Origin of the sequence: Microbispora sp. H13382, assembly GCF_014161445.1 — a bacterium.
Lineage (GTDB): Bacteria > Actinomycetota > Actinomycetes > Streptosporangiales > Streptosporangiaceae > Microbispora.
The window spans coordinates 197,689-217,959 of record NZ_JABBXA010000002.1 but is presented as its reverse complement, the minus strand read 5'-3'; the positions used below and the strand labels follow the sequence as shown (position 1 = coordinate 217,959).

Below are 20,271 nucleotides of genomic sequence, written 5' to 3'. Positions count from 1 at the left end.
CCCTAGGGGGGTAGGGTGTCAATCGAGACAACAGACGTCAGCAGAGCAAGGCGGGGAGATGGCCGGATACACGGGGACCAAGGAAGACCACCTCAGGCGGCTGCGCCGGATCGAGGGGCAGGTCCGCGGACTGCAGCGAATGGTCGACGAGGACAAATACTGCATCGACATCCTCACCCAGGTCTCGGCCGCTAACAAAGCACTCCAGGCGTTCGCCCTGGAACTGCTCGAAGAGCACATGGCGCACTGCGTCGCCGAGGCCATCGCCAAGGGGGGCACCGAGGCCGACGTCAAGATCAAGGAAGCCTCCGACGCCGTCGCCCGTCTCGTCCGTTCCTGACCGACCGAGCGAAGGAGAAGCGTCATGACCACCGCCGCCGGCATGACCCGCGGCCACCGCGCCAGCTCCGTCAAGGAGGAGGTCGGTGAGGTTCCCGGTGTCACCGGCGTCGAGGTCGATCCGGCCACCGGGCTTGTGACGGTCGAAAGCGACATGAACCGGTTGCTGACGGCTACGCATGTGCCATTCCCTGCGTGAACCCCGGTACAAAGATCTTCTACTCGGTGTGGTTTTATCTCCCGCCGCCTCCCTCCCGGCCGTCCAAGAGGATAAAAACACACCCCGTGCATCTCACAGTGATCATGACCAGATAGTGTTTGCGCACGTGAACACGCTCCCCGAACCCCGGTCGCACGATGGTTGGCGGATCCTGCGGAGCGATGCCGGGCGGTTGTGGGCGACCCGCGAGCGCCCCTTCGGCCGCGCAGCCGAGATGGCAGGTGCCTTCCGTACCGTCGATGCCGACGACCTTGGGCAGCTACACGCCGAGATCGCGCAGCAGGAACGGATCGCTGACACGGCCCTGTCGGGGAGCGAAGACATCGCCAGAAGTGACGCGTGACCTACAGGCCGGCGGGTCCTCACGGAGGAGGTCACCAGCTCGTGCTCGCACTGACTGGCGATCACTTGCAGCGGCACGCGGGGCCGGTTACGGCGGGCTGGTGTGCGTCAGGCGGCCCGAGTCGCCGCCGGCCGGGATCGGCTGAGCACAATTCGGCAGGGCATGTGGCTGTGGTCGGGTGTCACGTTCGGGCTGGTGCGTTCGGATGGCGTCTGCGGGCGATGGCGCGTGTTATCAAGAGGGAGCCGATCAGGGCCGGGAGCAGCCAGTAGGCGATGGCCGGAAGCCTGTCCCACAGCGGCAGATGTGGGCCGTTGTCGACGTAGAAGCCGGTCAGGAGCAGGACGTAGGACGTTCCCATTCCGAGGATGTGGACGTCGGGCCGCTGCCGGCGGTTGGCGTACCCCGTCAGCGCAGTGATGATCGCCAAAGTACCGATGCCGAACAGGTGAATGTTCTCTCGCCAGCGAATCACCGACATGACGGTAAGGCTGACGTAGACGACGGCCAGTCCCCACAGGTAGACGCGTCCGAATCGCATGTGTCGTGGGCTTCCCTTTCTCATCAATGCGGCGATCGCGCCGCAGATCACACACGTGATCCCGGCGGTTACGTGGACCGCGAGCGCGGAGAGAAAGACCGGTCCGGCGTTGGGGATCGGAGTGCCCAAGATGTCGATGGTGTCCATCGCATCTCCAATGCGTAGGGTTGCTACCTATAGTGACGCTACTCCGGGTCTTGGCCGATGGAAAGAGCAGATGTAGCGTTACTACCTATGAGGGCGGAAGCACTCAAAGGACACCTGGATGGCCTCCTGCTCGCCACGCTGGAGGGCGGGCCGCAGCACGGCTACGCGGTGAAGGAAGCCTTGCGTGACGCCACAGGCGGCAGACTCGACCTGCCCACCGGCACCGTCTACCCGGCGCTGCACCGTCTGGAGCGCGCAGGCCTGATCAAGGGAAGCTGGTCGGTGGTGGGCGGTCGCAGACGACGCACCTACGAGCTGACCGAGCAGGGGCGACGCTCGCTGGCGGGGGCACGCGACCACTGGCAGGAGTTCGCCGCCGTCATATCCGCGGCACTGGGTGGTGGACCGTGGCCGGCCACGAACTGATCGAACGTCACCTTCAGACGCTCGCCGAGCGGCTGCCCGATCCCGTGGTGGAGGAACTCGCCGACGGCCTCCTCGCCGCGTACGACGACCAGATGGAGCGGCTCGGCGATCCTGACGCGGCGGCCCGGGCCGCACTGGCGGACTTCGGCGACGCCGACACCGTCACCGCCGCCTTCGTCCGCGCCTCTCCAGGCAGGAAAGCCGCGTTCAGGCTGCTCGCGGCCGGGCCGATCGTCGGGCTGAGCTGGGGAGCCGTTCTCGTCACCGGCAACGTCTGGGCCTCGACGATCCCGCTGTCATCGCGCCTGGCCCTCGGCCTCCTCCTGGGGTCGGCCGTACTCATGCTGCTGATCGCCATCCGGAAGGGACGGCATTACCGCACGGTACGGCTGGCCGCACTCGTCGGCACGGGAACCGTGGCCGTCCTGGACACGGTCATGCTGGGCACGGTCCTCACACTTCTGCCACCGCCCTCCCTGCTGCTGCTCGTGGCGATGACCGGCAGCATCACAAGGATCATGCTGGCGGCCCAAGCCATACCCGAACTGGTCATGCGCCCGTGACGGTGCTGCGGCGTTCGAGGAAGACGACGTCGCGCCAGCAGTGGTGATGGCGGCCGATGTGGTGGCGGGTGCCGACCGAACAGCCGACGAGGCGTTCGGCCTCGGCCGCTGGGCGGGGTCGCACACGGCGAAAGCCCTGCGGTGATCAGGAGCTCAGGAGTGTCGGTGATAAGGAGCGCCATGCCTATGGATCTGCGGGCATGGTTCTTAGTGCCCGATGCCTCCTCTGCTCTCGATACTGCGCAGGTTCTGATTGATCACGCAGTCCCCGTTTCCCCTCCTGCAGTTGCCGCTGAGGGAGTTGGTGAACACGCTGACGCTTGACACCTGCTGAATGCCGGAGAAGTCGACGGCGCTGTTGGCTGCCGGGGCGTTCACGTTGCGCCTGCCTTTGATCCGCTGACGGGCTGGGCTGCTGATCGTGGGCGCGTTGGCCGTGTTGACGCCGCTCGTGCTCTGCCTGACGCCACCTCTGCCGTGCCGCTTGCCCTTGCCCTTGCCGGATCCATGGCCGTAAAGGCCGTGACAATCACGATTCACTGCGTGGACGCCCTGCGGTATCGGCGCTGCCGACGCCTGCGGCACATCCGCGAGAGCCGACATGCCGATGACGAGCGCGGCGACAGCCACACCTCGGGCGGACACCTCTACGCCGAAAAAGCTCTGCGCACCCTTGGCACCCATCTGATCCACACCCGCCTTGGTCGTCGCGTCTGGACATGTACGCCTTGGGCACAAGTGCCACAAACCTACTCATACCCCTCACCCCACGGCTCTTCTTCGAACGTGTGATATCTGGGCTGTGGGTGGTCGCTTCTTTGCCGCTCTCGCCCCGCTCGGAAAGGGTCGCTACCCGGGGGTCGCGCGCGGCGCGGACCAGGATGCGGGGAGTGCAGGCCGAGATGTTCCGGGAGCTACAGGGGTGGTCACGCGACGCTGCGGCGCCGGCCGGGGGTCCGGCCCGGACCCGGAAGGTCACAAAAATGTCGAGAGAAGTGGTTTTCATCCTCATGTGAGCGGTACGTCGGCAAAGGACCGATCAAGCGACAACGCAAGGAGAAGCACGTGATCACTCACGAGCAGATCCCCATGGTGCTCGACCACCCGGTCTACGACCTCAACGGCGACAAGATCGGCGAGGTCAAGCACGTCTTCCTCGACGATGCCACCGGGCAGCCCGAATGGCTGTGCGTCAAGAGCGGGCTGTTCAACATGAAGGAGACCTTCGTCCCGCTGCGCGACGCCGACCTGGTGGCCGACCATGTCGAGGTTCCCTACGACAAGGACCGCGTCAAGGACGCACCCGACGTCGACCTGGACGCCGACGGGCACCTGCCGCCCGAGCAGGAGCGGCAGCTGTACCGCTACTACGACCTGGACTGGGACTCCTCCTGGGAGCGCGCCAACCAGCCGGGTGAGACCGGCTGGGCCGACGCGGGCGGACGCCGGGAGCGCGACCGCATGGGCATCGGCCGCGACGACGCGATGACCCGCTCGGAGGAGCAACTGGAGATCGGCACCGAACGACACCGCACCGGCCAGGCCCGGCTGCGCAAGTACGTGGTCACCGAGCACGAGCAGGTCGACGTACCCGTGACCCGGGAGAAGGTGCGGATCGAGCGTGAGCCGATAACCGACGCCAACCAGGACGAGGCGCTGAGCGGCCCGGACATCACCGGCTCCGAGCACGAGGTGACGCTGCACGAGGAGCGCCCGGTGGTCGACAAGCGGACCGTGCCGGTCGAGCGGGCCCACATGGCCAAGGAGCAGGTGACCGACCGGAAGCGGATCGGCGGCGAGGTCCGCAAGGAGCGCATCGACGTCGAGGGCGACGTCGACGGAACCGGCCGCGCCTACGGTTCCGGCGACGGCTACGGCTCCACCCGCTGAGCTCGCCCCCCCTTTTCGCTCCTCAACCGGATCCGTTGCCCCGGTGCAGCTCCAGCGCCGCCGGGGCAACGGCGTGCCCGGCCACACTCCAGAGGGAACAGCTGGAACGGGCTGACATCCCCAGCCGTCCGGGAACGCCGCCGCGAGCTGGGAATCCCCACGCAGATAGCTGCCGCACGGCTTGCAGGTCGGTGCCGTGGTCTCGAAGCCGGCGTTTCCGCCGTCAAGACCGGCCTGGTCGATGGCGAGGACCTGGGCGGCGTCAGCCTCCTGCATGGGGCGGATGGACGCCGGGCGGCGCGGAGGGCTTGGACGCATGAACGATCGCCGAGTGCAGGCCACCGTTCGCGGCGTGGGTGCGCGTGATCGTGTACGTGGTGAACCCGGCCTCTGCGAGCAGGGCGCGGTACTCGGCTTCGGTGAGGGTGCCGACCGAGCAGCCGACGAGGTGTTCGGCCTCGGCGCGCTGGGCGGGGTCGAGTCCGTCGTCGGCGATGACGTCGGAGACGCCGAGCCTGCCGCCGGGCTTGAGCACGCGGAAGGCTTCGGCGAGCACGCGGGGTTTGTCGGCGGACAGGTTGATCACGCAGTTGGAGATGACCACGTCCACGCTGCCGTCGGGGAGCGGGATGTCCTCGATGTGGCCGTGCAGGAACTCGACGTTGGTCGCTCCGGCCTCGGTGGCGTTGGCTCGGGCGAGTTCGATCATTTCGGGTGTGGCGTCCAGGCCGTACGCCTTGCCGGTCGGGCCGACTCTGCGGGCCGAGAGCAGGACGTCGATGCCTCCGCCCGATCCCAGGTCGAGGACGGTTTCGCCGGGCTGGAGGTCGGCGACGGCGACCGGGTTTCCGCATCCCAGGCTGGCCCGGAGGGCTCCGTCGGGCAGGCCGGTGGTGTCGTCGTAGCCGGCCGCACCGAAGCAGCCGTCGGTGAACTCCTGCGGCTCGCAGTCGATGACCTGTTTGCCTGCCTGGGCGGCTTTGGCCAGTTCGCCGTAGCGGGTGACGACACCGGCTCTGACTGCTTCCACGTTCTCGGACACGTCATCTCCGTTCAGCAGGGCGGCACAGGGTCGGGAACGGGGCGGCCCATGACGACGTCGGCGGCGGTGGGGAAGCACTCCACGCAGGCGCCGTTGATCCGGTACAGGCTGGCCGTACCGCGATGCTCGACCAGGACGAACCGCACCTCGGCCAGCACCTTCAAGTGCGCGGAGACGGTCGATTGCCCGACCTCGACGGCCTCGACGATCTCTTTGACCGCCATCGGCCTCTGGGCGCGGGCGAGCAGGGTCACGATCTGAATGCGTGTGGCGTCGGCCAAGGCTTTGAACCAACTGGCGTACTCGGCGGCGGTGGCCCGGTCGAGCGGCGTCGTTCCCTCATTCATCGTTAATCGACGATAAACGATGAAGTGCTGAAGCGGAAGAACAACAAACCGGCCCAGCGGACGCCGAGCCGGTCCGAGATGACGTCGTTCTAGTGGGCGGGGACGAGTTCGGCGAGCAGGTCGCGTACGCGGCGGTCGATCTCGTCGCGGATCGGGCGGACCTGGTCGACGGGTTTGCCTGCGGGGTCGTCGAGCTGCCAGTCGAGGTAGCGCTTGCCGGGGAAGATCGGGCAGGCATCCCCGCAGCCCATGGTGATGACGACGTCGGCGGCCTGGACAGCCTCGGTCGTCAGCGGCTTGGGGAACTCCTTGGACAGGTCGAGACCGAGTTCGTCCATCACCGCGATGACGGCAGGGTTGATCGTGTCGGCGGGAGCCGATCCGGCGGACCGGACCCGTACCCGACCGGCGGCGTGGCGGTCTAGCAGGGCGGCGGCCATCTGGGAGCGTCCGGCGTTGTGCACGCAGACGAACAGCACCTCGGGGATGTCGGACACGTGGGACTCCTTGGCGGGGTCAGCGGCGGTGATCAGGACGAGTGCGGTACGACGACGTCATGGCCCCCGTCGTCCTGGCGGGCGTCGGCTCCGGCCGGGCCGGACGCGGGATACAGGGCGACGGCGATGACCGCTCCGACGAGGGCGCCGAGCAGTTGGACGGCGACGAACGCGGGGATGGAGGACGGGGCGATCCCGGCGAAGGTGTCGGAGAAGCCCCGGGCGATCGTCACGGCGGGATTGGCGAAGCTGGTCGAGCTGGTGAACCAGTACGCGGCCCCGATGTACGCGCCGACCAGCGGCGGGGCCAGATGCGCACGGCCCTGCCGGGCCAGGGCGACGATGAGCGCGACCAGGCCGGCGGTCGCGACGACCTCGCCGAGCCACAGCGACGGGGCCGACCGTATGTGGGTGGAGGCGGTCACGGGCGGCAGGGCGAACATGAGGTTGGCCAGCACCGCCCCGGCAATGCCTCCGGCGACCTGGGCGGGCAGGTAGGCGACCACCTCGCGAGCGCTCAGCCCGCTCCGTTCCCGGCGCCCGAGCAGCCAGTCGACCAGGGAGACGACCGGGTTGAGGTGCGCGCCGGAGATCGGCCCGACCAGGATGATGATGACCGGCAGAGCCGCCGCGGTGGCCGCGCTGTTGGCCAGCAGTTGTACCCCGACGTCCTGTGACAGGCGCACGGCCATGACGCCTGATCCGATCACCACGGCGACGAGCAGGCCGGTACCGAAGAACTCGGCGAACGCCCGCCGTCCGATGCCCGTGGTCACGCCGTACCGGCGAGGACGGGCGACGCCGGGCCGATCAGGGCCGACATGCGGGCCAGAACTTCGGGCTTGATCCAGTAGTACACCCACGTGCCCCGGCGTTCGGAGTCGATCAGCCCGGCCTGCTTGAGCACCTTGAGATGGTGGCTGATGGTCGGCGGGGTCAGGTCGAAAGCCGCCGTCAGGTCGCACACGCAGGTCTTGCCGCCCTCGTGGCAGGCGATCAGCGACAGCAGGCGCAGCCGTACGGGGTCGGCGATCGCCTTGAACAGCGGCGCCACCTCGGCGGCCTCGCTCTCCGACAGGGGCTCGCACGCCAGCGGTGCGCAGCACGCCGCGTCCGCGTCCACAATCGGCAGCACTTGCTTCGACATATCTCTAATTTGACACAGGTCTAGGCAAGGGCACAAACTCCGGATATCCGTTGATTAGAAGCTCATCGAAGCAGACGGGCGGCTTTGGCCCGCCGCTTCACGGCCAAGGGAGGACACCCATGTCCCGTGTTCAACTCGCTCTGCGCGTCGCCGACCTCGAAGGCTCGATCGCGTTCTACTCCAAGCTGTTCGGCGTCGAGCCCGCCAAGCGGCGGCCCGGCTACGCCAACTTCGCCATCGCCGAGCCCCCGCTCAAGCTCGTCCTCCTTGAGGGCGAGGAGGGCGAGGCGACCCGGATGGACCACCTCGGCGTCGAGGTCGACGACACCGCCCAGGTCACCGCCGCGACCGACCGCCTGAAGGAGGCCGGCCTGGCGACCTTCGAGGAGAACGACACCACCTGCTGCTACGCCCTTCAGGACAAGGTGTGGGTCCACGGCCCCGGCGGCGAGCCCTGGGAGGTGTACGTGGTCAAGGCGGACGCCGACACCCTCACCAAGCAGACCGACTCCGTCCGCTGCGCCACCGACGACGCCGAAAAGGAGACGGCGAGCGCGAGCAAGTCCTGCTGCTAGGCAAGACGGAAAGACGCCCGGCACCAGATCGGGCAGTCCGATCGAACCGCGCAACCTCGCCCGGTCCTTCGCCCGGATCGTGGAGACGCACAAGCTCCGGCCGACGAAACCTGGGACCTCTTCCTTATCAGGGAATCCGGGGGCTCGTTCGGGCTGGTCGCGTGAGGCTGCTACCTGCTGCGATCGTCCGTCGTCGTCCGCGAGTGTCCAGCGTCGTCCGTTGACGTTGTCACGCAGTTAGTCACGCAGGATTGAGCCGCTGACCTGCGGGTTTGCCCTGTCCCGCCGTACGCTCGTCACGCACCACAGCCCCCCGCCCCCGATAGCTGCCAGGAATCGCGACTGTCGGCCGGGTTCTGTCAAGTCCGGCTTCGTGTGTCCATGTTCCCGGTGACCTTCCGTGCGCGCTGGTCGTCCTGCCGACACCTGCCGGACTTGACGGGTTCCGGTCGCCGCGAAGACTGGGCAGCGGGGGCGGGGGAGCCTTGCACCTTCCAGCCCAGCCGAAACGAGACCTCAGCCGTGTGAACCGTGGACGTAGGGTGACTAGGCTCGCGTCATGAATGGGAGACGGGTGTTGTTCGGCCTCCTCCTTGCGGCGGCTTTCGGCGTGGCGGCCGGGCTGTTCAAGGGGGACGAAACTGGGCTGAGAGCCGGGATCGGCAACCTGAGTGCTCCCTGGCTTCTGGTCGCTTTGCTCCCTGCAGTGAACTGTCGGACGGTGCCGCGCGGGGCACTCATGGGTTTCACCAGCACCCTCGTGGCACTCACCGGCTTCTATGCTGCTCTCACGGCCGTATTGGCCGGTCATCTCGGCGGGGGAGGGTATTTCACCGAGTTTCTCGTGGAGGCACAGGCCAACCGCCTCTACTTCCTTGGTGGCTTCGTTACGGGACCGCTTCTCGGTGCGGCCGGTGCCTGGATCGGTCGCAGTCGGCCCCGGTCGTTGTGGCCTGTCGTGGGGGCACTCGTAGCTGGTGAGATCTTGGTTGTCGCGCTTGTACAAGGTCGCCAACTCCTCCCGCCTCCGCTCTTCTTCCTCTGGGCCGTCGATGATTGGACCCCCTACATCGGCGAGTCCGCCGTCGGAATCGCGATCGTGCTTGTCGCCCTTTGGCGGACGCGCTCAAAGGCTCCGCCAGATAGTCCGACACGGGCTCCAGTGGCACAGGCTTCCCCCAGGCAAGTGAGCGAGGCCGACTAGATGGCCTTCGGCAGCCGGTACGCCCACGGTGCGGTGTGCCGCTACGGGGGTCAGCCCCTGCCCGTTGGGTGTGCCTCAGGGCCAGCAGGGCCGTCCGTCCAAGGCTCTGACCGTGGCGCAAGCCGGGGAGGTTCTAGAGGCTGCTGAGGGCAGGAGCTTGTACGCCTACGTCGTGGTGTCGCTGCTGACCGGTGCTCGAACCGAGGAGCTTCGGGCGTTGACGTGGGATCACGTGGACTTGGAGGGCTTGCCGGACGCGACTCCTCCTGTTCCGCCGTATGTAGCGGTCTGGCGTTCGGTGCGGGCCGGTGGAGACACCAAGACCAGGAAGTCTCGCCGTACACTCGCGCTGCCTCAACGCTGCGTGGACGTGCTCCGGCAGCACCGGGACGAGCACGAGCTGCGCCGCAGCTTCGTATCTCTCCTGTCTGACTCCGGGGTTCCTCTGGAAGAGATCTCTCGACTCGTCGGGCACAGCAGCACAGCCGTGACGGAACTCGTGTACCGGAAGCAGATCCGGCCCGTTCTCCAGGGCGGCGCGGTGGTCATGGATCAGATCTTCAACACGTGATCCACGGAGCTTAGTCACGCAGATAGACACACAAAGATCAAAAAGGCCGCTCTCCTGTTATTGGAAAGCGACCTTTGAGCTGGGTGGGGCTACCAGGACTTGAACCTGGGACCTCTTCCTTATCAGGGAAGCGCTCTAACCGACTGAGCTATAGCCCCGCACCGCGCAACGAACGTTACCGCATCCCGTTTCCGGTGGCGAATCCGTCGTTCCGAACGAGGAAAAGCTTACCGTGTCCGGGCCTCTGGTCGTGCCATCGAGCGCGCCTCCGTACGGCGGGCCGCTCGGGTGGGGGCGGCCAGCCGTACCGTGCGGCCCGGGGTCACTCGGCTTCGCTGAAGGTGACCTCGACACCGCCCACGAGGTCCGCGGAGATGTTGTAGATCACCGCGCCGAGGGTGGAGAGCGCGGTGATGAGCACGACGTTCAGCGCGCCCAGCAGCGCCGCGTACCCAAGGATGCGGACCGGCTCGAACCAGCTGCCGATGTCGATGGTGCCGACCCCGTTGCCGGCGGCGCCGCCGCTCGTGGTGAGCTGCGTGACGGTCTCGGTGATCGAGGAGAAGACGCCGAGTGCCGACAGCACGCCGTACAGCACGGCGACGGCCACGAACAGCACGACGAAGCACACCAGCGACACGACGAAGCTGAACTTCATCGCCGACCACGGCTCGATCCTGCGCAGGACGAGGTGGGCCTTGCGCGGCGGGCGCAAGCCGGACTTCTTGTTCTTGTCCTTCTCCTTCGAGGGCTCGGCGCGATCCCCGGCGGGGCCGAAGCTCAGCCCGCGTACGGAACCGCCGTCCACCGAGGGCCGGGCGTTGTCCACAGGCGGGCGTCCGTTGTCCACAGGGGGTGTGGACGTACCGAGGCCCGTGGGGCGGGGATACTGCGCGGTCGCCCCGCCGGTGTCGGACCTGCCGTTCTCGGACGCGCCGTCCGTGGCCGCCTGCCGCTTCCATGGCTGGTCGGCGGCCGAGGTCCTGATGCGCATGGTGTCGTCGGCCTTCGCCTTGTCGGCGGCGGTCACGTCATCTCCTTCGGAAGCCACCTTGGCGACGCTACCGCCATCGTGCGCCCGCGCGGTAACCCCGTTCGGGGACGACGCCGGGCGGGCGCCCGTCGGTCTCTGCTTGCCGCCGGGTGTCCGCGGCCCGCCCGTGTCACTCATGCCACACCCTCGCCGGACGCCGCACTGTGCTTGTCGAGTCGCTCGTTACGCTCGCTCATGCCTCGTCTCCTGCCCCGTTGTCCTCGGTCTCCAACGACTCGGCGTTGCGAGCGAGGGCCACAACGCTGTCACCCTCGGCCAGGTTCATCAGGCGGACGCCCATGGTCTGGCGGCCCGACTGCTTGATCTCGCCGGCGCTGGTACGGATCACCCCGCCGGCAGAGGTGATCGCGAAGACCTCGTCCTCGGGACGCACCATGACGGCTCCGACCAGCTTGCCACGAGCGCTGACGATTTTCGCCGTCAGTACGCCCTTGCCGCCCCGGCCCTGGACCGGGTACTGGTCGGCGGGTGTCCGCTTCGCATACCCACCCTCGGTCGCGATCAACACGTCGTCGCCGTCGCTCATGACGTTCATCGCGAGAAGTTCGTCACCGTCGACGAAGCGCATGCCGATCACACCGCTGGTGGCCCGGCCCATCGGGCGCAGCGCGTCGTCCGAGGCGGTGAACCTGATCGACTGCGCGTTCTTCGACACGAGCAGCAGGTCATCACCCTCGGAGACGAGACGGGCGGCGATCACCTCGTCATCCTCGCGCAGGTTGATCGCGATCAGGCCACCGGATCGCGGCGAATCGTATTCGGACAGCCGCGTCTTCTTCACCAGGCCGCTGCGGGTCGCCAGCACCAGGTAGGGCGCCACGTTGTAGTCCCGCAGGTCGAGGATCTCCATCACGTGCTCGTCGGGCTGCATGGCGAGCAGGTTGGCCAGGTGCTGGCCGCGGGCGTCCCGGCCCGAGTCCGGCAGCTCGTACGCCTTGAAGCGGTAGACCCGGCCCTTGTTGGTGAAGGCCAGCAGCCAATGGTGCGTCGTGGTGACGAAGAAGTGCTCCACGATGTCGTCCTGGCGGAGCTGCGCTCCCCTGACCCCCTTGCCGCCGCGCCGCTGGGCGCGGTAGAGGTCGGTGCTCGTCCGCTTGGCGTAGCCACCGCGCGTGATCGTGACGACCACGTCCTCCTCGGCGATCAGGTCCTCGATGGACATGTCGCCCTCGTACGCGATGATCTCGGTCTTCCGTTCGTCGCCGTACCTGGCGACGATCTCCCCGAGCTCCTCCGACACGAGCCGGCGCTGCCGGGGCTCGGAGGCCAGGATGTCCTGGTAGTCCGCGATCTGCGTCATCAGGCCGTCGTACTCGTCCTGGATCTGCTGCCGCTCCAGCGCGGCCAGCTTGCGCAGCTGCATGTCGAGGATGGCCTGCGCCTGGACCTGGTCGATGTCCAGCAGCGTCATCAGGCCGCCCTGCGCCTCGGCCGCCGAGGGCGACCGCCTGATCAGGGCGATCACGTCGTCGAGCCGGTCGAGCGCCTTGAGCAGACCGCGCAGGATGTGCGCCCGCTCCTCCGCCTTGCGCAGCAGGAACCGGGTCCGCCGGACCACGACCTCGATCTGGTGCGTGATGTAGTGGCGGACGAACTGGTCGAGCCGCAGCGTCCGCGGCACGCCGTCCACCAGCGCGATCATGTTCGCGCCGAACGTGGTCTGAAGCTGCGTGTGCTTGTAGAGGTTGTTCAGCACGACCTTGGCGACCGCGTCGCGCTTGAGCACGATCACCAGCCGCTGGCCGGTGCGCGACGACGTCTCGTCGCGGACGTCCGCGATCCCGGTGACCTTTCCGTCCCTGACCAGCTCGGCGATCGTGAGCGCGAGGTTGTCCGGGTTCACCTGGTACGGCAGGGCCGTGACGACCAGGCACTGCCGCCCCTTGGGGTCCTCCTCGACCTCGACGACGGCCCGCATGATGATCGAGCCGCGGCCGGTGCGGTAGGCGTCCTCGATGCCGCGGCGGCCGACGATCAGCGCGCCGGTCGGGAAGTCGGGGCCCTTGACCCGCGCGAGCAGCCCGTTGAGCAGTTCCTCGTCACTGGCCTCGGGGTTGTCGAGCGCCCACTTGACGGCCTCGCCGACCTCGCGGAGGTTGTGCGGCGGGATGTTCGTCGCCATGCCGACCGCGATGCCGGCGGATCCGTTGACCAGCAGGTTCGGGAACCGCGACGGGAGGACGACCGGCTCCTGCGACCGCCCGTCGTAGTTGGGCTGGAAGTCGACGGTCTCCTTGTCGATGTCCCGGAGCATCTCCATGGCGATCGGCGCGAGGCGGCACTCGGTGTACCGCATCGCGGCGGCCGGGTCGTTGCCCGGCGAGCCGAAGTTGCCCTGGCCGTCGACCAGCGGGTAGCGCAGCGACCACGGCTGCGCGAGCCGTACGACGGTGTCGTAGATCGACGTGTCGCCGTGGGGGTGGTAGGAGCCCATGACGTCACCGACGACGCGGGAGCACTTGAAGTAGCCGCGGTCGGGCCGGTAGCCGCCGTCGAACATCGCGTACAGCACGCGGCGGTGCACGGGCTTGAGGCCGTCGCGGACGTCGGGCAGCGCGCGGGACACGATGACGGACATCGCGTAGTCCATGTAGCTGCGCTGCATCTCGGCCTGGATGTCGACCGGCTCGATGCGATCGGCGGGAGGCCCAGGCGGCGTGTTCACTTCCGTCACGAAAAGTCCTTCTGGTCGGCCACGCTGCTCAGACGTCGAGGAAGCGGACGTCGCGTGCGTTGGTGATGATGAAGTTCCTGCGGGCCTCGACGTCCTCGCCCATCAGCACACTGAACAGGTCGTCGGCCTGGGCGGCGTCGTCGAGGGTGACCTGGCGCAGCACCCGGGTGTCGGGGTTCATCGTGGTGTCCCACAGCTGGGAGGCGTTCATCTCGCCCAGACCCTTGAACCGCTGCACACCGTCGTGGAGGCGGGGGTCGCGCCGGCCGCGGGCGACGCCGTCCTCGATGATCGCGTCCCGCTCCCGGTCAGAGTACGCGTACGAGGCGTCCTCGCCCTTGCGGTCCCACTTGATCTTGTACAGCGGCGGCTGGGACAGGTAGACGTGCCCGGCCTCGATCAGCGGGCGCATGAACCGGAACAGCAGCGTCAGCAGCAGCGTGGTGATGTGCTGGCCGTCCACGTCGGCGTCCGCCATCAGGATCAGCTTGTGGTAACGCAGCTTCGAGATGTCGAACTCGTCGTGCACGCCGGTGCCGAGGGCCGTGATGAGCGCCTGGACCTCGTTGTTCTTGAGGACCTTGTCGATCCGGGCCTTCTCGACGTTCAGGATCTTGCCGCGGAGCGGGAGGATCGCCTGGAACTTCGGGTCGCGCCCGCCCTTGGCCGAGCCGCCGGCCGAGTCGCCCTCGACGATGAACAGCTCGCACTTCTCCGGCTCCGACCACTGGCAGTCGGCCAGCTTGCCCGGAAGGCCGCTGCCGCTCTCCAGCAGGGACTTGCGCCGGGTGAGGTCGCGGGCCTGCCGTGCCGCGATGCGGGCGCGGGACGCCTGGAGCGACTTGTTGATGATCTCCTTGGCCTCGCCCGGGTTGCGCTCGAACCAGTCGCGCAGGTGGTCGTTGCAGGCCTTCTGGACGAACGACTTCGCCTCGGTGTTGCCCAGCTTGGTCTTGGTCTGGCCCTCGAACTGCGGGTCGGCCAGCTTCACCGAGATGATCGCGGCCAGGCCCTCGCGGACGTCGTCGCCGCTGAGGTTGTCGTCCTTGCCTTCCTTGAGGAACTTCTGCTCGCGCGCGTACCGGTTGACGATGGTCGTCAGCGCCGCGCGGAAGCCCTCCTCGTGGGTGCCGCCCTCGGCCGTGTTGATCGTGTTGGCGAACGTGTAGACCGACTCGCTGTAGGACGCGTTCCACTGCATCGCGATCTCGACCGAGATGCCGTCGCCGTGCTCCTCGAAGTCGATGACCGAGTTGTGGATCGCGTCCTTCTTGGAGTTCAGATGGCTGACGAAGTCGGACAGGCCGCCCTCGTAGTGGTACGTGACGACCTTGGGCTCGCCGTCGATGATGTGGTCGGGCCGCTCGTCGATGAGCTTGATCGTGAGGCCCTTGTTGAGGAAGGCCATCTCCTGGAATCGGCGCGCGAGCGTCTCGAAGTTCCAGGTCACGGTCTCGAAGATGGCCGGGTCGGGCCAGAAGCTGATCGTCGTGCCGTGGTCCTCAGTGGGCTCGCCCTTCTGCAGCGGCCCCGTCGGCTTGGCCGTCAGGTACTTCTGCCGCCACACGTGGCCGTCGGTGCGGACCTCGACCTCCAGGCGCGTCGACAGCGCGTTGACGACCGACGCGCCGACGCCGTGCAGGCCGCCCGAGACGGCGTACGACTTGCTGTCGAACTTGCCGCCGGCGTGCAGCACGGTGAAGACGACCTCGACGGCGGGCCTGCCCTCGGCGGCGACGATGCCCACGGGGATGCCGCGTCCGTGGTCCATCACACGCACGCCGCCGTCGGCGAGCAGGGTGACCTCGATCAGGTCGTTGTAGCCGGCCAGCGCCTCGTCGACCGCGTTGTCCACGATCTCCTGGACCAGGTGGTGCAGCCCGCGCTCACCGGTGGAGCCGATGTACATGCCAGGGCGCTTGCGGACCGCTTCCAGCCCTTCGAGAACGGTGATAGAGCTAGCGTCGTAGGACAAGTGCGAAATCCTCCTGCCGCGGACACGCGGCGGGCGACACCGTGGATTGGCTGCCCCTGCCGTTGCCCGTCACCGTCGTGAGTGCCCCGATGCGGCACCCAGGGAAAATCGGCCCGTGAGGCCGGGGTGACGCAAACCGGACGTGTCCTTGAGTCCGTTTACATTCTACCGGTCCGACCGACAACAGGTGGCATTCACGGGGGCTGTGATGCCCTGTCGCTTGATGATCATGTTTCCGAGCACCCCCCACACGGAATGGGGGTCGGGGCCTCACACGCGATTTTGGGCCGGTTCGGGCTCTCAACGGGTCGGTTCGACGCTCGTCACGGGCCTCGGGAGACGCTCGCCGCCCCGCGATCAGCCGTACGTGTCGCCGGGCCCGCGGCTTCCGCGTACGCGCAGGCCGCCCTCCGGGCGGTGCCCGGCACCGGGGCCGTGCACCTTGACCCGGGTCACGGTGCCGTCGCCGAGCTCCTCGTTCAGCCGCCTGACCAGGGTGGACGCGAGCAACCGCACCTGCGTCGCCCAGGCGGTGGAGTCGGCGGCGACCAGCACCTCGCCGTCCTCGAAGCTCTCCGGCCTCGTGTGGACGGCCAGTTCCGGTCCGACGATCTCCGCCCAGCGGCCGAACACGCCGCCCACGGCGACCGGCTGTTCCCATCCCCGGGCGGCGAGCAGGTCGCGGATCGCCCGCCCGAACAGCAGAGGGTCGCCGGAGTCCCGCCGCGCGGCGCCCGACCCGGAGCGGCGGCGCGGCTCGCTCCGCGGGAGCTGTCCCCGCTTCAGCGCGTCGGCCTTCGCCTGGGCCAGCTTCTCCCGCGCGAGCGCGGCGCCCCGCGCGACCGAGCCCTGCGGCGACTGTCCACCGGCTGTGGATATCTCATCGGACACGGGACACGCTCCCTTCCATCACGTCGAACCGGGCGCCGGTCAGCTCGGGGGGCACGTCGTCCGGCACCGCCGCCGTGATGAGCACCTGCTCGGCCGGGGCGACGATCTCGGTGAGCCGCCTGCGCCGCTGGCCGTCCAGCTCGGCGAAGACGTCGTCCAGGATCAGCACGGGGTCGCCGCCATCCGCTCTCAGCAGGTCGTAGGCGGCCAGCCGCAGCGCGAGCGCGAACGACCACGACTCGCCGTGGCTCGCGTAGCCACGGGCCGGCAGCTCGCCCAGCCGCAGCAGCAGGTCGTCGCGATGCGGGCCGACGAGGGTCACCCCGCGTTCGAGCTCGGCCTGGCGAGCCTCCGCGAGGCCCGCCCGCAGGTGCTCGGCCAGCAATTCCCGGTTTGTCCCCAAGGTGGGGATATCTGTGGATAACCCCGATGGTCGGTATTCGAGATCGGCGAGTCCCGACGACGGGGCGAGAGTGGCGTACGCCTTCGCCGCGAGTGGGCGCAGCGCGTCCACCAGGCGCAGCCGCGCCGCGAGCAGTTCCGCGCCGTGACGCACAAGGTGGGAGTCCCAGACCTCGAGCGTGCTCATGACGTCTCCCGCGCCTGCCTCGGCGAAGGCCACGTCGTCCTCCTGCCGGCGGCCGCCGCGCCGCCGTCCCGCCCTCGTCGCCGCGGCGGTACGGAGGAGGGCGTTGCGCTGCTTGAGCACGCGCTCGTAGTCGGCCCGCACGCCGGCGAACCTGGGGACGCGGGCCACGAGCAGGTCGTCCATGAAACGGCGGCGCTCCGACGGGTCGCCCTTCACCAGCGCGAGGTCCTCCGGGGCGAACAGCACGGTCCGCAGCAGTCCGAGGGCGTCGCGAGGCCTGGAGACGGGCGAGCGGTTCACCCTGGCCCGGTTGGCCCGGCCGGGGTTGATCTCCACCTCGATCAGCGCGCGCCGGTCGTCCCTGACCACCGCCCCGCGCACGATCGCCCGCTGCGCGCCGTGCCGTACGAGCGGCGCGTCGGTGGCCACGCGGTGGCTCGAATGGGTCGCGAGGTAGCCCAGTGCCTCGACCAGGTTGGTCTTGCCCTGCCCGTTCGGCCCGACGAACGCCGTCGCCCCAGGTTCCAGCACGAGTTCGACCTCCGGGTACGACCGGAAGTCGGTGAGGGACAGGCTCGCCACGTGCACCCCGCCAGGCTAGTGCCGGTGCCCGGCCTTCGTGTCCCGACCATGGCGCGCTGTGGAGAAGCGGGCGAGTGCGGGCCGGTGATCCACAGCCTGTGGATCACCGGCGCCGCGTGTCAGCGCTCGGCCTCCACCGGCGGGGTGACGTCGGCGCCGGGGGCGTCGGCGCCCTTGCCGCTCTGGCCCTCCATGGAGGCGACCGCGTGCCCGCCGAACTGGTTGCGCAGTGCCGCGACCATCTTCATCGCGGGGGAGTCGGCCTGACGCGAGGCGAAGCGGGCGTACAGCGCGGCCGTGATGGCCGGCAGGGGCACGGCATGGTCCACGGCGGCCTGGACCGTCCAGCGCCCCTCCCCGGAGTCCTCCGCGTAGCCCTTGAGCTCGGTGAGGTCGGGGTCCTCCTCCAGCGCCCGCACCAGCAGGTCGAGCAGCCACGACCGGATGACGGTGCCGTGCCGCCAGCTCTTGAACGTCTCGGGGACGTTGGTCACGGCGTCGCTCGCCTCGAGCAGCTCCCAGCCCTCGGCGAAGGCCTGCATCATGCCGTACTCGATGCCGTTGTGGACCATCTTCGCGAAGTGACCGGCGCCCACGCCGCCGGCGTGGACGTAGCCGTCCTCGCCCTCGGGCTTGAGCGTGTCGAAGATCGGCGTGAGCCGGCGGACGTGCTCCTCGTCGCCGCCGGTCATCAGCGCGTAGCCGTAGTCCAGGCCCCAGACGCCGCCGCTGACGCCCACGTCGACGAAGCCGATTCCGTGGGTGCCGAGGTCGGCCGCGTGCCGCTGGTCGTCCAGATAGTGCGAGTTGCCGCCGTCGATGACGACGTCACCCTCCGACAGCAGGTCGCGCAGCTGCTCGATCGTGCTCCGCGTCGGTGCCCCGGCGGGGACCATGACCCAGACCGCGCGCGGCGCCTGCAGCCTCTCCACGAGGTCCTTGAGGCTGCCGACGTCGCTGACCGAGGGATCGCGGTCGTAGCCCACGACCTCGTGGCCGCCGCGCCGCAGCCGCTCGGCCATGTTCCCGCCCATTTTTCCGAGCCCGATCATGCCGATCTGCATCTGAGCCACCCCTCCACCTCTGCGTCGTCCACGGAGGCACGCGTACCCATGCATCGGGGGTCCATGCCCGCAGGAGATCGTACGCCCGGGGTGTCAGGGCAGGGTCAGCTGGACAACCGGATGGGCATGATGAGGTAGCGGTAGTCCTCGCTCCCGCCGTCGTCCACAGGCTTGCCCCCGGTGAGGATGGCGGGCTTGGTCGGCGTGGTGAACTGGAGCCGCGCGACGTCGGAGTCGATCGCCCCCAGGCCCTCCAGCAGGAACTGGTGGTTGAAGGCGATGTTGATCTCGTCGCCGTCGAACTCGACCGGCAGCGCCTCCACGGCCTGCGCCTCGTCGCCGCTCCCGGCCTCCAGGACGACCTCTCCGCCGCGGAAGGCCAGCCGTACGGGGGTGTTGCGCTCGGCGACCAGAGCGACGCGCTTGACGGCCTCGACGAACGAGGCTGTGGACAGATCCGCGCGCGCGGAGAACTCGGTGGGCAGCAGCGAGCGGTACTTGGGGAATTCGGGGTCGAGCAGACGGGTCGTCGTCCGCCGTCCGGAGCTGGAGAACCCGATCATGCCCTCGCCGGTGCCGCCGGCCGAGCTGAGCGCGATCTCGACCTCGGCGCCGCTGCCGCCCAGCGCCTTGGCGGTGTCCGCCAGCGTACGGCCGGGAATCATCGCCACGGCCTGGAAGCCGGGCTGCTCGGGCTGCCACTTCAGCTCGCGTACGGCGAGGCGGTAGCGGTCGGTGGCGGCGAGGGTCACGGTGTCACCCTCGATCTCCATCCGTACGCCGGTGAGCATCGGGAGCGTGTCGTCCTTGCCCGCGGCGACGGCGACCTGTCCGACCGCAGAGGCGAACACGTCGCTGCCGACCCGTCCGGCGGCCGGGGGCATGGCCGGCAGGGAGGGGTAGTCCTCCACAGGCATGGTGAGAAGTGTGAACCGTGCGCTGCCACAGGTGACGACGGCCTTGGCTCCGTCCACAACCAGTTCGACCGGCTGTGCGGGAAGCGCGCGGGTGATCTCGGCGAGGAGCTTGCCGGAGACGAGGACCACGCCCGGCTCCCCGGTCTGCACCTCGAGGGTCACCTCGGCGGAGACCTCGTAGTCGAAGCCCGACAGCTTCAGCCGCTGGTCGTCGGTCACCTCAAGCCGCATGCCGGCGAGCACCGGCACCGAGGGACGGGCCGGAAGGCTCCGTGCCGTCCACGCCACGGCCTCGGCGAGCACGTCGCGATCGATCCGGAACATCACGTGGATCAGCCTCCTGGGTGTCGCTGCTTCGTCAAGTCTTCACTCTCCCGCACCTGTGTGCCTCCAGAACCCCTTCTATGGTTCTTGAGTTCTTTAGAGGGAGAGATACAAGTCGTCTCATTAGGCAGTGTGGATATGTGGATGTCGAGCATTTTCGCAGCTCACGCGAGCTGATTCATCCACTGCGGGTGTGGGGGAGACGTGGACGGACCCCCTGTGGATTGTGGGTGGTCCCGCTGTCCCCACACCCGTTCCCCAGGCGGAGGGCCCTCTGTCCACGAGTAATCCACCATGTTTCCACCGGTTGTCCACGGGGTAAAAGGGACAGCCGAGTCGGCTGTGACGA

Annotated in this window: 24 protein-coding genes and 1 tRNA gene; 9 read left to right on the top strand and 16 right to left on the bottom strand. The window is 68.4% G+C overall.

What is annotated here, in order from left to right; all coding sequences use genetic code 11:
- The first annotated feature begins 58 nt into the window (after nucleotides 1–58).
- The 3 genes from HHX41_RS04845 to HHX41_RS04835 all read left to right on the top strand — a co-directional run bounded on the left by HHX41_RS04845 (nucleotide 59) and on the right by HHX41_RS04835 (nucleotide 902).
- Nucleotides 59–340: a metal-sensitive transcriptional regulator gene (locus HHX41_RS04845; protein WP_169983850.1), complete on the top strand. Its 282-nt coding sequence runs from the start codon at nucleotides 59–61 to the stop codon at nucleotides 338–340.
- Between the two features lie 24 nt (nucleotides 341–364).
- Nucleotides 365–538 (top strand): heavy-metal-associated domain-containing protein, encoded by a 174-nt coding sequence (locus HHX41_RS04840; RefSeq protein WP_182904958.1) that lies wholly within the window; start codon nucleotides 365–367, stop codon nucleotides 536–538.
- Nucleotides 539–665: 127 nt separating this feature from the next.
- The gene (locus HHX41_RS04835) at nucleotides 666–902 is read left to right on the top strand and encodes a hypothetical protein (RefSeq protein WP_169983848.1); all 237 of its coding nucleotides are present in this window, start codon (nucleotides 666–668) and stop codon (nucleotides 900–902) included.
- Between the two features lie 181 nt (nucleotides 903–1,083).
- Here HHX41_RS04835 and HHX41_RS04830 read toward each other — a convergent pair whose 3' ends face one another.
- A complete protein-coding gene (locus tag HHX41_RS04830; RefSeq protein WP_182904957.1) occupies nucleotides 1,084–1,590 on the bottom strand; it encodes a DUF2306 domain-containing protein in 507 nt (168 codons plus the stop codon).
- A gap of 87 nt (nucleotides 1,591–1,677) precedes the next feature.
- Between HHX41_RS04830 and HHX41_RS04825 the strand changes: the two genes are divergently transcribed.
- Entirely contained in the window at nucleotides 1,678–2,016 is a 339-nt protein-coding gene (locus tag HHX41_RS04825) for a PadR family transcriptional regulator (RefSeq protein ID WP_182904956.1), read from the top strand.
- Entirely contained in the window at nucleotides 1,998–2,579 is a 582-nt protein-coding gene (locus HHX41_RS04820) for a hypothetical protein (RefSeq protein WP_182904955.1), read from the top strand. The genes HHX41_RS04825 and HHX41_RS04820 overlap by 19 nt, the downstream gene beginning before the upstream one ends.
- On the opposite strand, the gene HHX41_RS04815 is transcribed toward HHX41_RS04820, so the two are convergent.
- Both HHX41_RS04815 and HHX41_RS04810 read right to left on the bottom strand, forming a co-directional pair.
- The gene (locus tag HHX41_RS04815; protein WP_182904954.1) at nucleotides 2,566–2,703 is read right to left on the bottom strand and encodes a hypothetical protein; all 138 of its coding nucleotides are present in this window, start codon (nucleotides 2,701–2,703) and stop codon (nucleotides 2,566–2,568) included. The genes HHX41_RS04820 and HHX41_RS04815 overlap by 14 nt on opposite strands.
- Before the next feature lie 83 nt (nucleotides 2,704–2,786).
- A complete protein-coding gene (locus tag HHX41_RS04810) occupies nucleotides 2,787–3,272 on the bottom strand; it encodes a hypothetical protein (protein WP_182904953.1) in 486 nt (161 codons plus the stop codon).
- A gap of 372 nt (nucleotides 3,273–3,644) precedes the next feature.
- Between HHX41_RS04810 and HHX41_RS04805 the strand changes: the two genes are divergently transcribed.
- Entirely contained in the window at nucleotides 3,645–4,469 is an 825-nt protein-coding gene (locus tag HHX41_RS04805) for a PRC and DUF2382 domain-containing protein (protein ID WP_182904952.1), read from the top strand.
- 262 nt (nucleotides 4,470–4,731) lie between these two features.
- On the opposite strand, the gene arsM is transcribed toward HHX41_RS04805, so the two are convergent.
- From arsM to HHX41_RS04780, 5 genes are all read right to left on the bottom strand, one after another.
- On the bottom strand, nucleotides 4,732–5,511 hold the full coding sequence (gene arsM / locus HHX41_RS04800; RefSeq protein WP_182904951.1) for an arsenite methyltransferase: 780 nt from the start codon (nucleotides 5,509–5,511) through the stop codon (nucleotides 4,732–4,734).
- 11 nt (nucleotides 5,512–5,522) lie between these two features.
- A complete protein-coding gene (locus HHX41_RS04795) occupies nucleotides 5,523–5,858 on the bottom strand; it encodes a helix-turn-helix transcriptional regulator (RefSeq protein WP_182904950.1) in 336 nt (111 codons plus the stop codon).
- 89 nt (nucleotides 5,859–5,947) lie between these two features.
- Complete coding sequence (locus tag HHX41_RS04790; RefSeq protein WP_310741777.1) at nucleotides 5,948–6,355, bottom strand: arsenate reductase ArsC; 408 nt, start codon at nucleotides 6,353–6,355, stop codon at nucleotides 5,948–5,950.
- A 32-nt stretch (nucleotides 6,356–6,387) separates the two neighbouring features.
- Nucleotides 6,388–7,131: an MIP/aquaporin family protein gene (locus HHX41_RS04785; RefSeq protein WP_182904949.1), complete on the bottom strand. Its 744-nt coding sequence runs from the start codon at nucleotides 7,129–7,131 to the stop codon at nucleotides 6,388–6,390.
- Nucleotides 7,128–7,502, bottom strand: a complete 375-nt coding sequence (locus tag HHX41_RS04780) for a metalloregulator ArsR/SmtB family transcription factor (RefSeq protein WP_182904948.1) — start codon at nucleotides 7,500–7,502, stop codon at nucleotides 7,128–7,130. Before HHX41_RS04780 ends, HHX41_RS04785 begins: the two co-directional genes overlap by 4 nt.
- 119 nt (nucleotides 7,503–7,621) lie before the next feature.
- On the opposite strand from HHX41_RS04780, the gene HHX41_RS04775 reads away from it, so the two are divergent.
- From HHX41_RS04775 to HHX41_RS04765, 3 genes are all read left to right on the top strand, one after another.
- Nucleotides 7,622–8,077, top strand: a complete 456-nt coding sequence (locus HHX41_RS04775; RefSeq protein ID WP_182904947.1) for an ArsI/CadI family heavy metal resistance metalloenzyme — start codon at nucleotides 7,622–7,624, stop codon at nucleotides 8,075–8,077.
- A 559-nt stretch (nucleotides 8,078–8,636) separates the two neighbouring features.
- Nucleotides 8,637–9,281, top strand: a complete 645-nt coding sequence (locus HHX41_RS04770) for a hypothetical protein (protein WP_169983591.1) — start codon at nucleotides 8,637–8,639, stop codon at nucleotides 9,279–9,281.
- Nucleotides 9,282–9,393: 112 nt separating this feature from the next.
- Nucleotides 9,394–9,852: a site-specific integrase gene (locus tag HHX41_RS04765; protein WP_220503860.1), complete on the top strand. Its 459-nt coding sequence runs from the start codon at nucleotides 9,394–9,396 to the stop codon at nucleotides 9,850–9,852.
- A gap of 84 nt (nucleotides 9,853–9,936) precedes the next feature.
- On the opposite strand, the gene HHX41_RS04760 is transcribed toward HHX41_RS04765, so the two are convergent.
- The 8 genes from HHX41_RS04760 to dnaN all read right to left on the bottom strand — a co-directional run bounded on the left by HHX41_RS04760 (nucleotide 9,937) and on the right by dnaN (nucleotide 19,925).
- A tRNA-Ile gene (locus tag HHX41_RS04760) sits at nucleotides 9,937–10,010 on the bottom strand.
- Between the two features lie 164 nt (nucleotides 10,011–10,174).
- Nucleotides 10,175–10,882, bottom strand: coding sequence for a DUF3566 domain-containing protein (locus tag HHX41_RS40185; protein ID WP_310741776.1), 708 nt, complete (start codon nucleotides 10,880–10,882; stop codon nucleotides 10,175–10,177).
- A 196-nt stretch (nucleotides 10,883–11,078) separates the two neighbouring features.
- Nucleotides 11,079–13,580, bottom strand: a complete 2,502-nt coding sequence (gene gyrA, locus HHX41_RS04750; RefSeq protein ID WP_169983592.1) for a DNA gyrase subunit A — start codon at nucleotides 13,578–13,580, stop codon at nucleotides 11,079–11,081.
- 28 nt (nucleotides 13,581–13,608) lie between these two features.
- Nucleotides 13,609–15,555 carry a DNA topoisomerase (ATP-hydrolyzing) subunit B gene (gene gyrB / locus HHX41_RS04745; protein ID WP_169983593.1) on the bottom strand — a complete coding sequence of 649 codons (1,947 nt, stop codon included), beginning with the start codon at nucleotides 15,553–15,555 and terminating at the stop codon, nucleotides 13,609–13,611.
- A 357-nt stretch (nucleotides 15,556–15,912) separates the two neighbouring features.
- Nucleotides 15,913–16,446 carry a DciA family protein gene (locus tag HHX41_RS04740; protein WP_310741775.1) on the bottom strand — a complete coding sequence of 178 codons (534 nt, stop codon included), beginning with the start codon at nucleotides 16,444–16,446 and terminating at the stop codon, nucleotides 15,913–15,915.
- Complete coding sequence (recF, locus tag HHX41_RS04735; protein WP_182904946.1) at nucleotides 16,436–17,623, bottom strand: DNA replication/repair protein RecF; 1,188 nt, start codon at nucleotides 17,621–17,623, stop codon at nucleotides 16,436–16,438. Before recF ends, HHX41_RS04740 begins: the two co-directional genes overlap by 11 nt.
- 113 nt (nucleotides 17,624–17,736) lie before the next feature.
- Nucleotides 17,737–18,735: a phosphogluconate dehydrogenase (NAD(+)-dependent, decarboxylating) gene (gene gnd, locus HHX41_RS04730; protein ID WP_169983595.1), complete on the bottom strand. Its 999-nt coding sequence runs from the start codon at nucleotides 18,733–18,735 to the stop codon at nucleotides 17,737–17,739.
- 50 nt (nucleotides 18,736–18,785) lie between these two features.
- Nucleotides 18,786–19,925, bottom strand: coding sequence for a DNA polymerase III subunit beta (gene dnaN / locus HHX41_RS04725; RefSeq protein WP_169983596.1), 1,140 nt, complete (start codon nucleotides 19,923–19,925; stop codon nucleotides 18,786–18,788).
- Nucleotides 19,926–20,271: the final 346 nt, after the last annotated feature.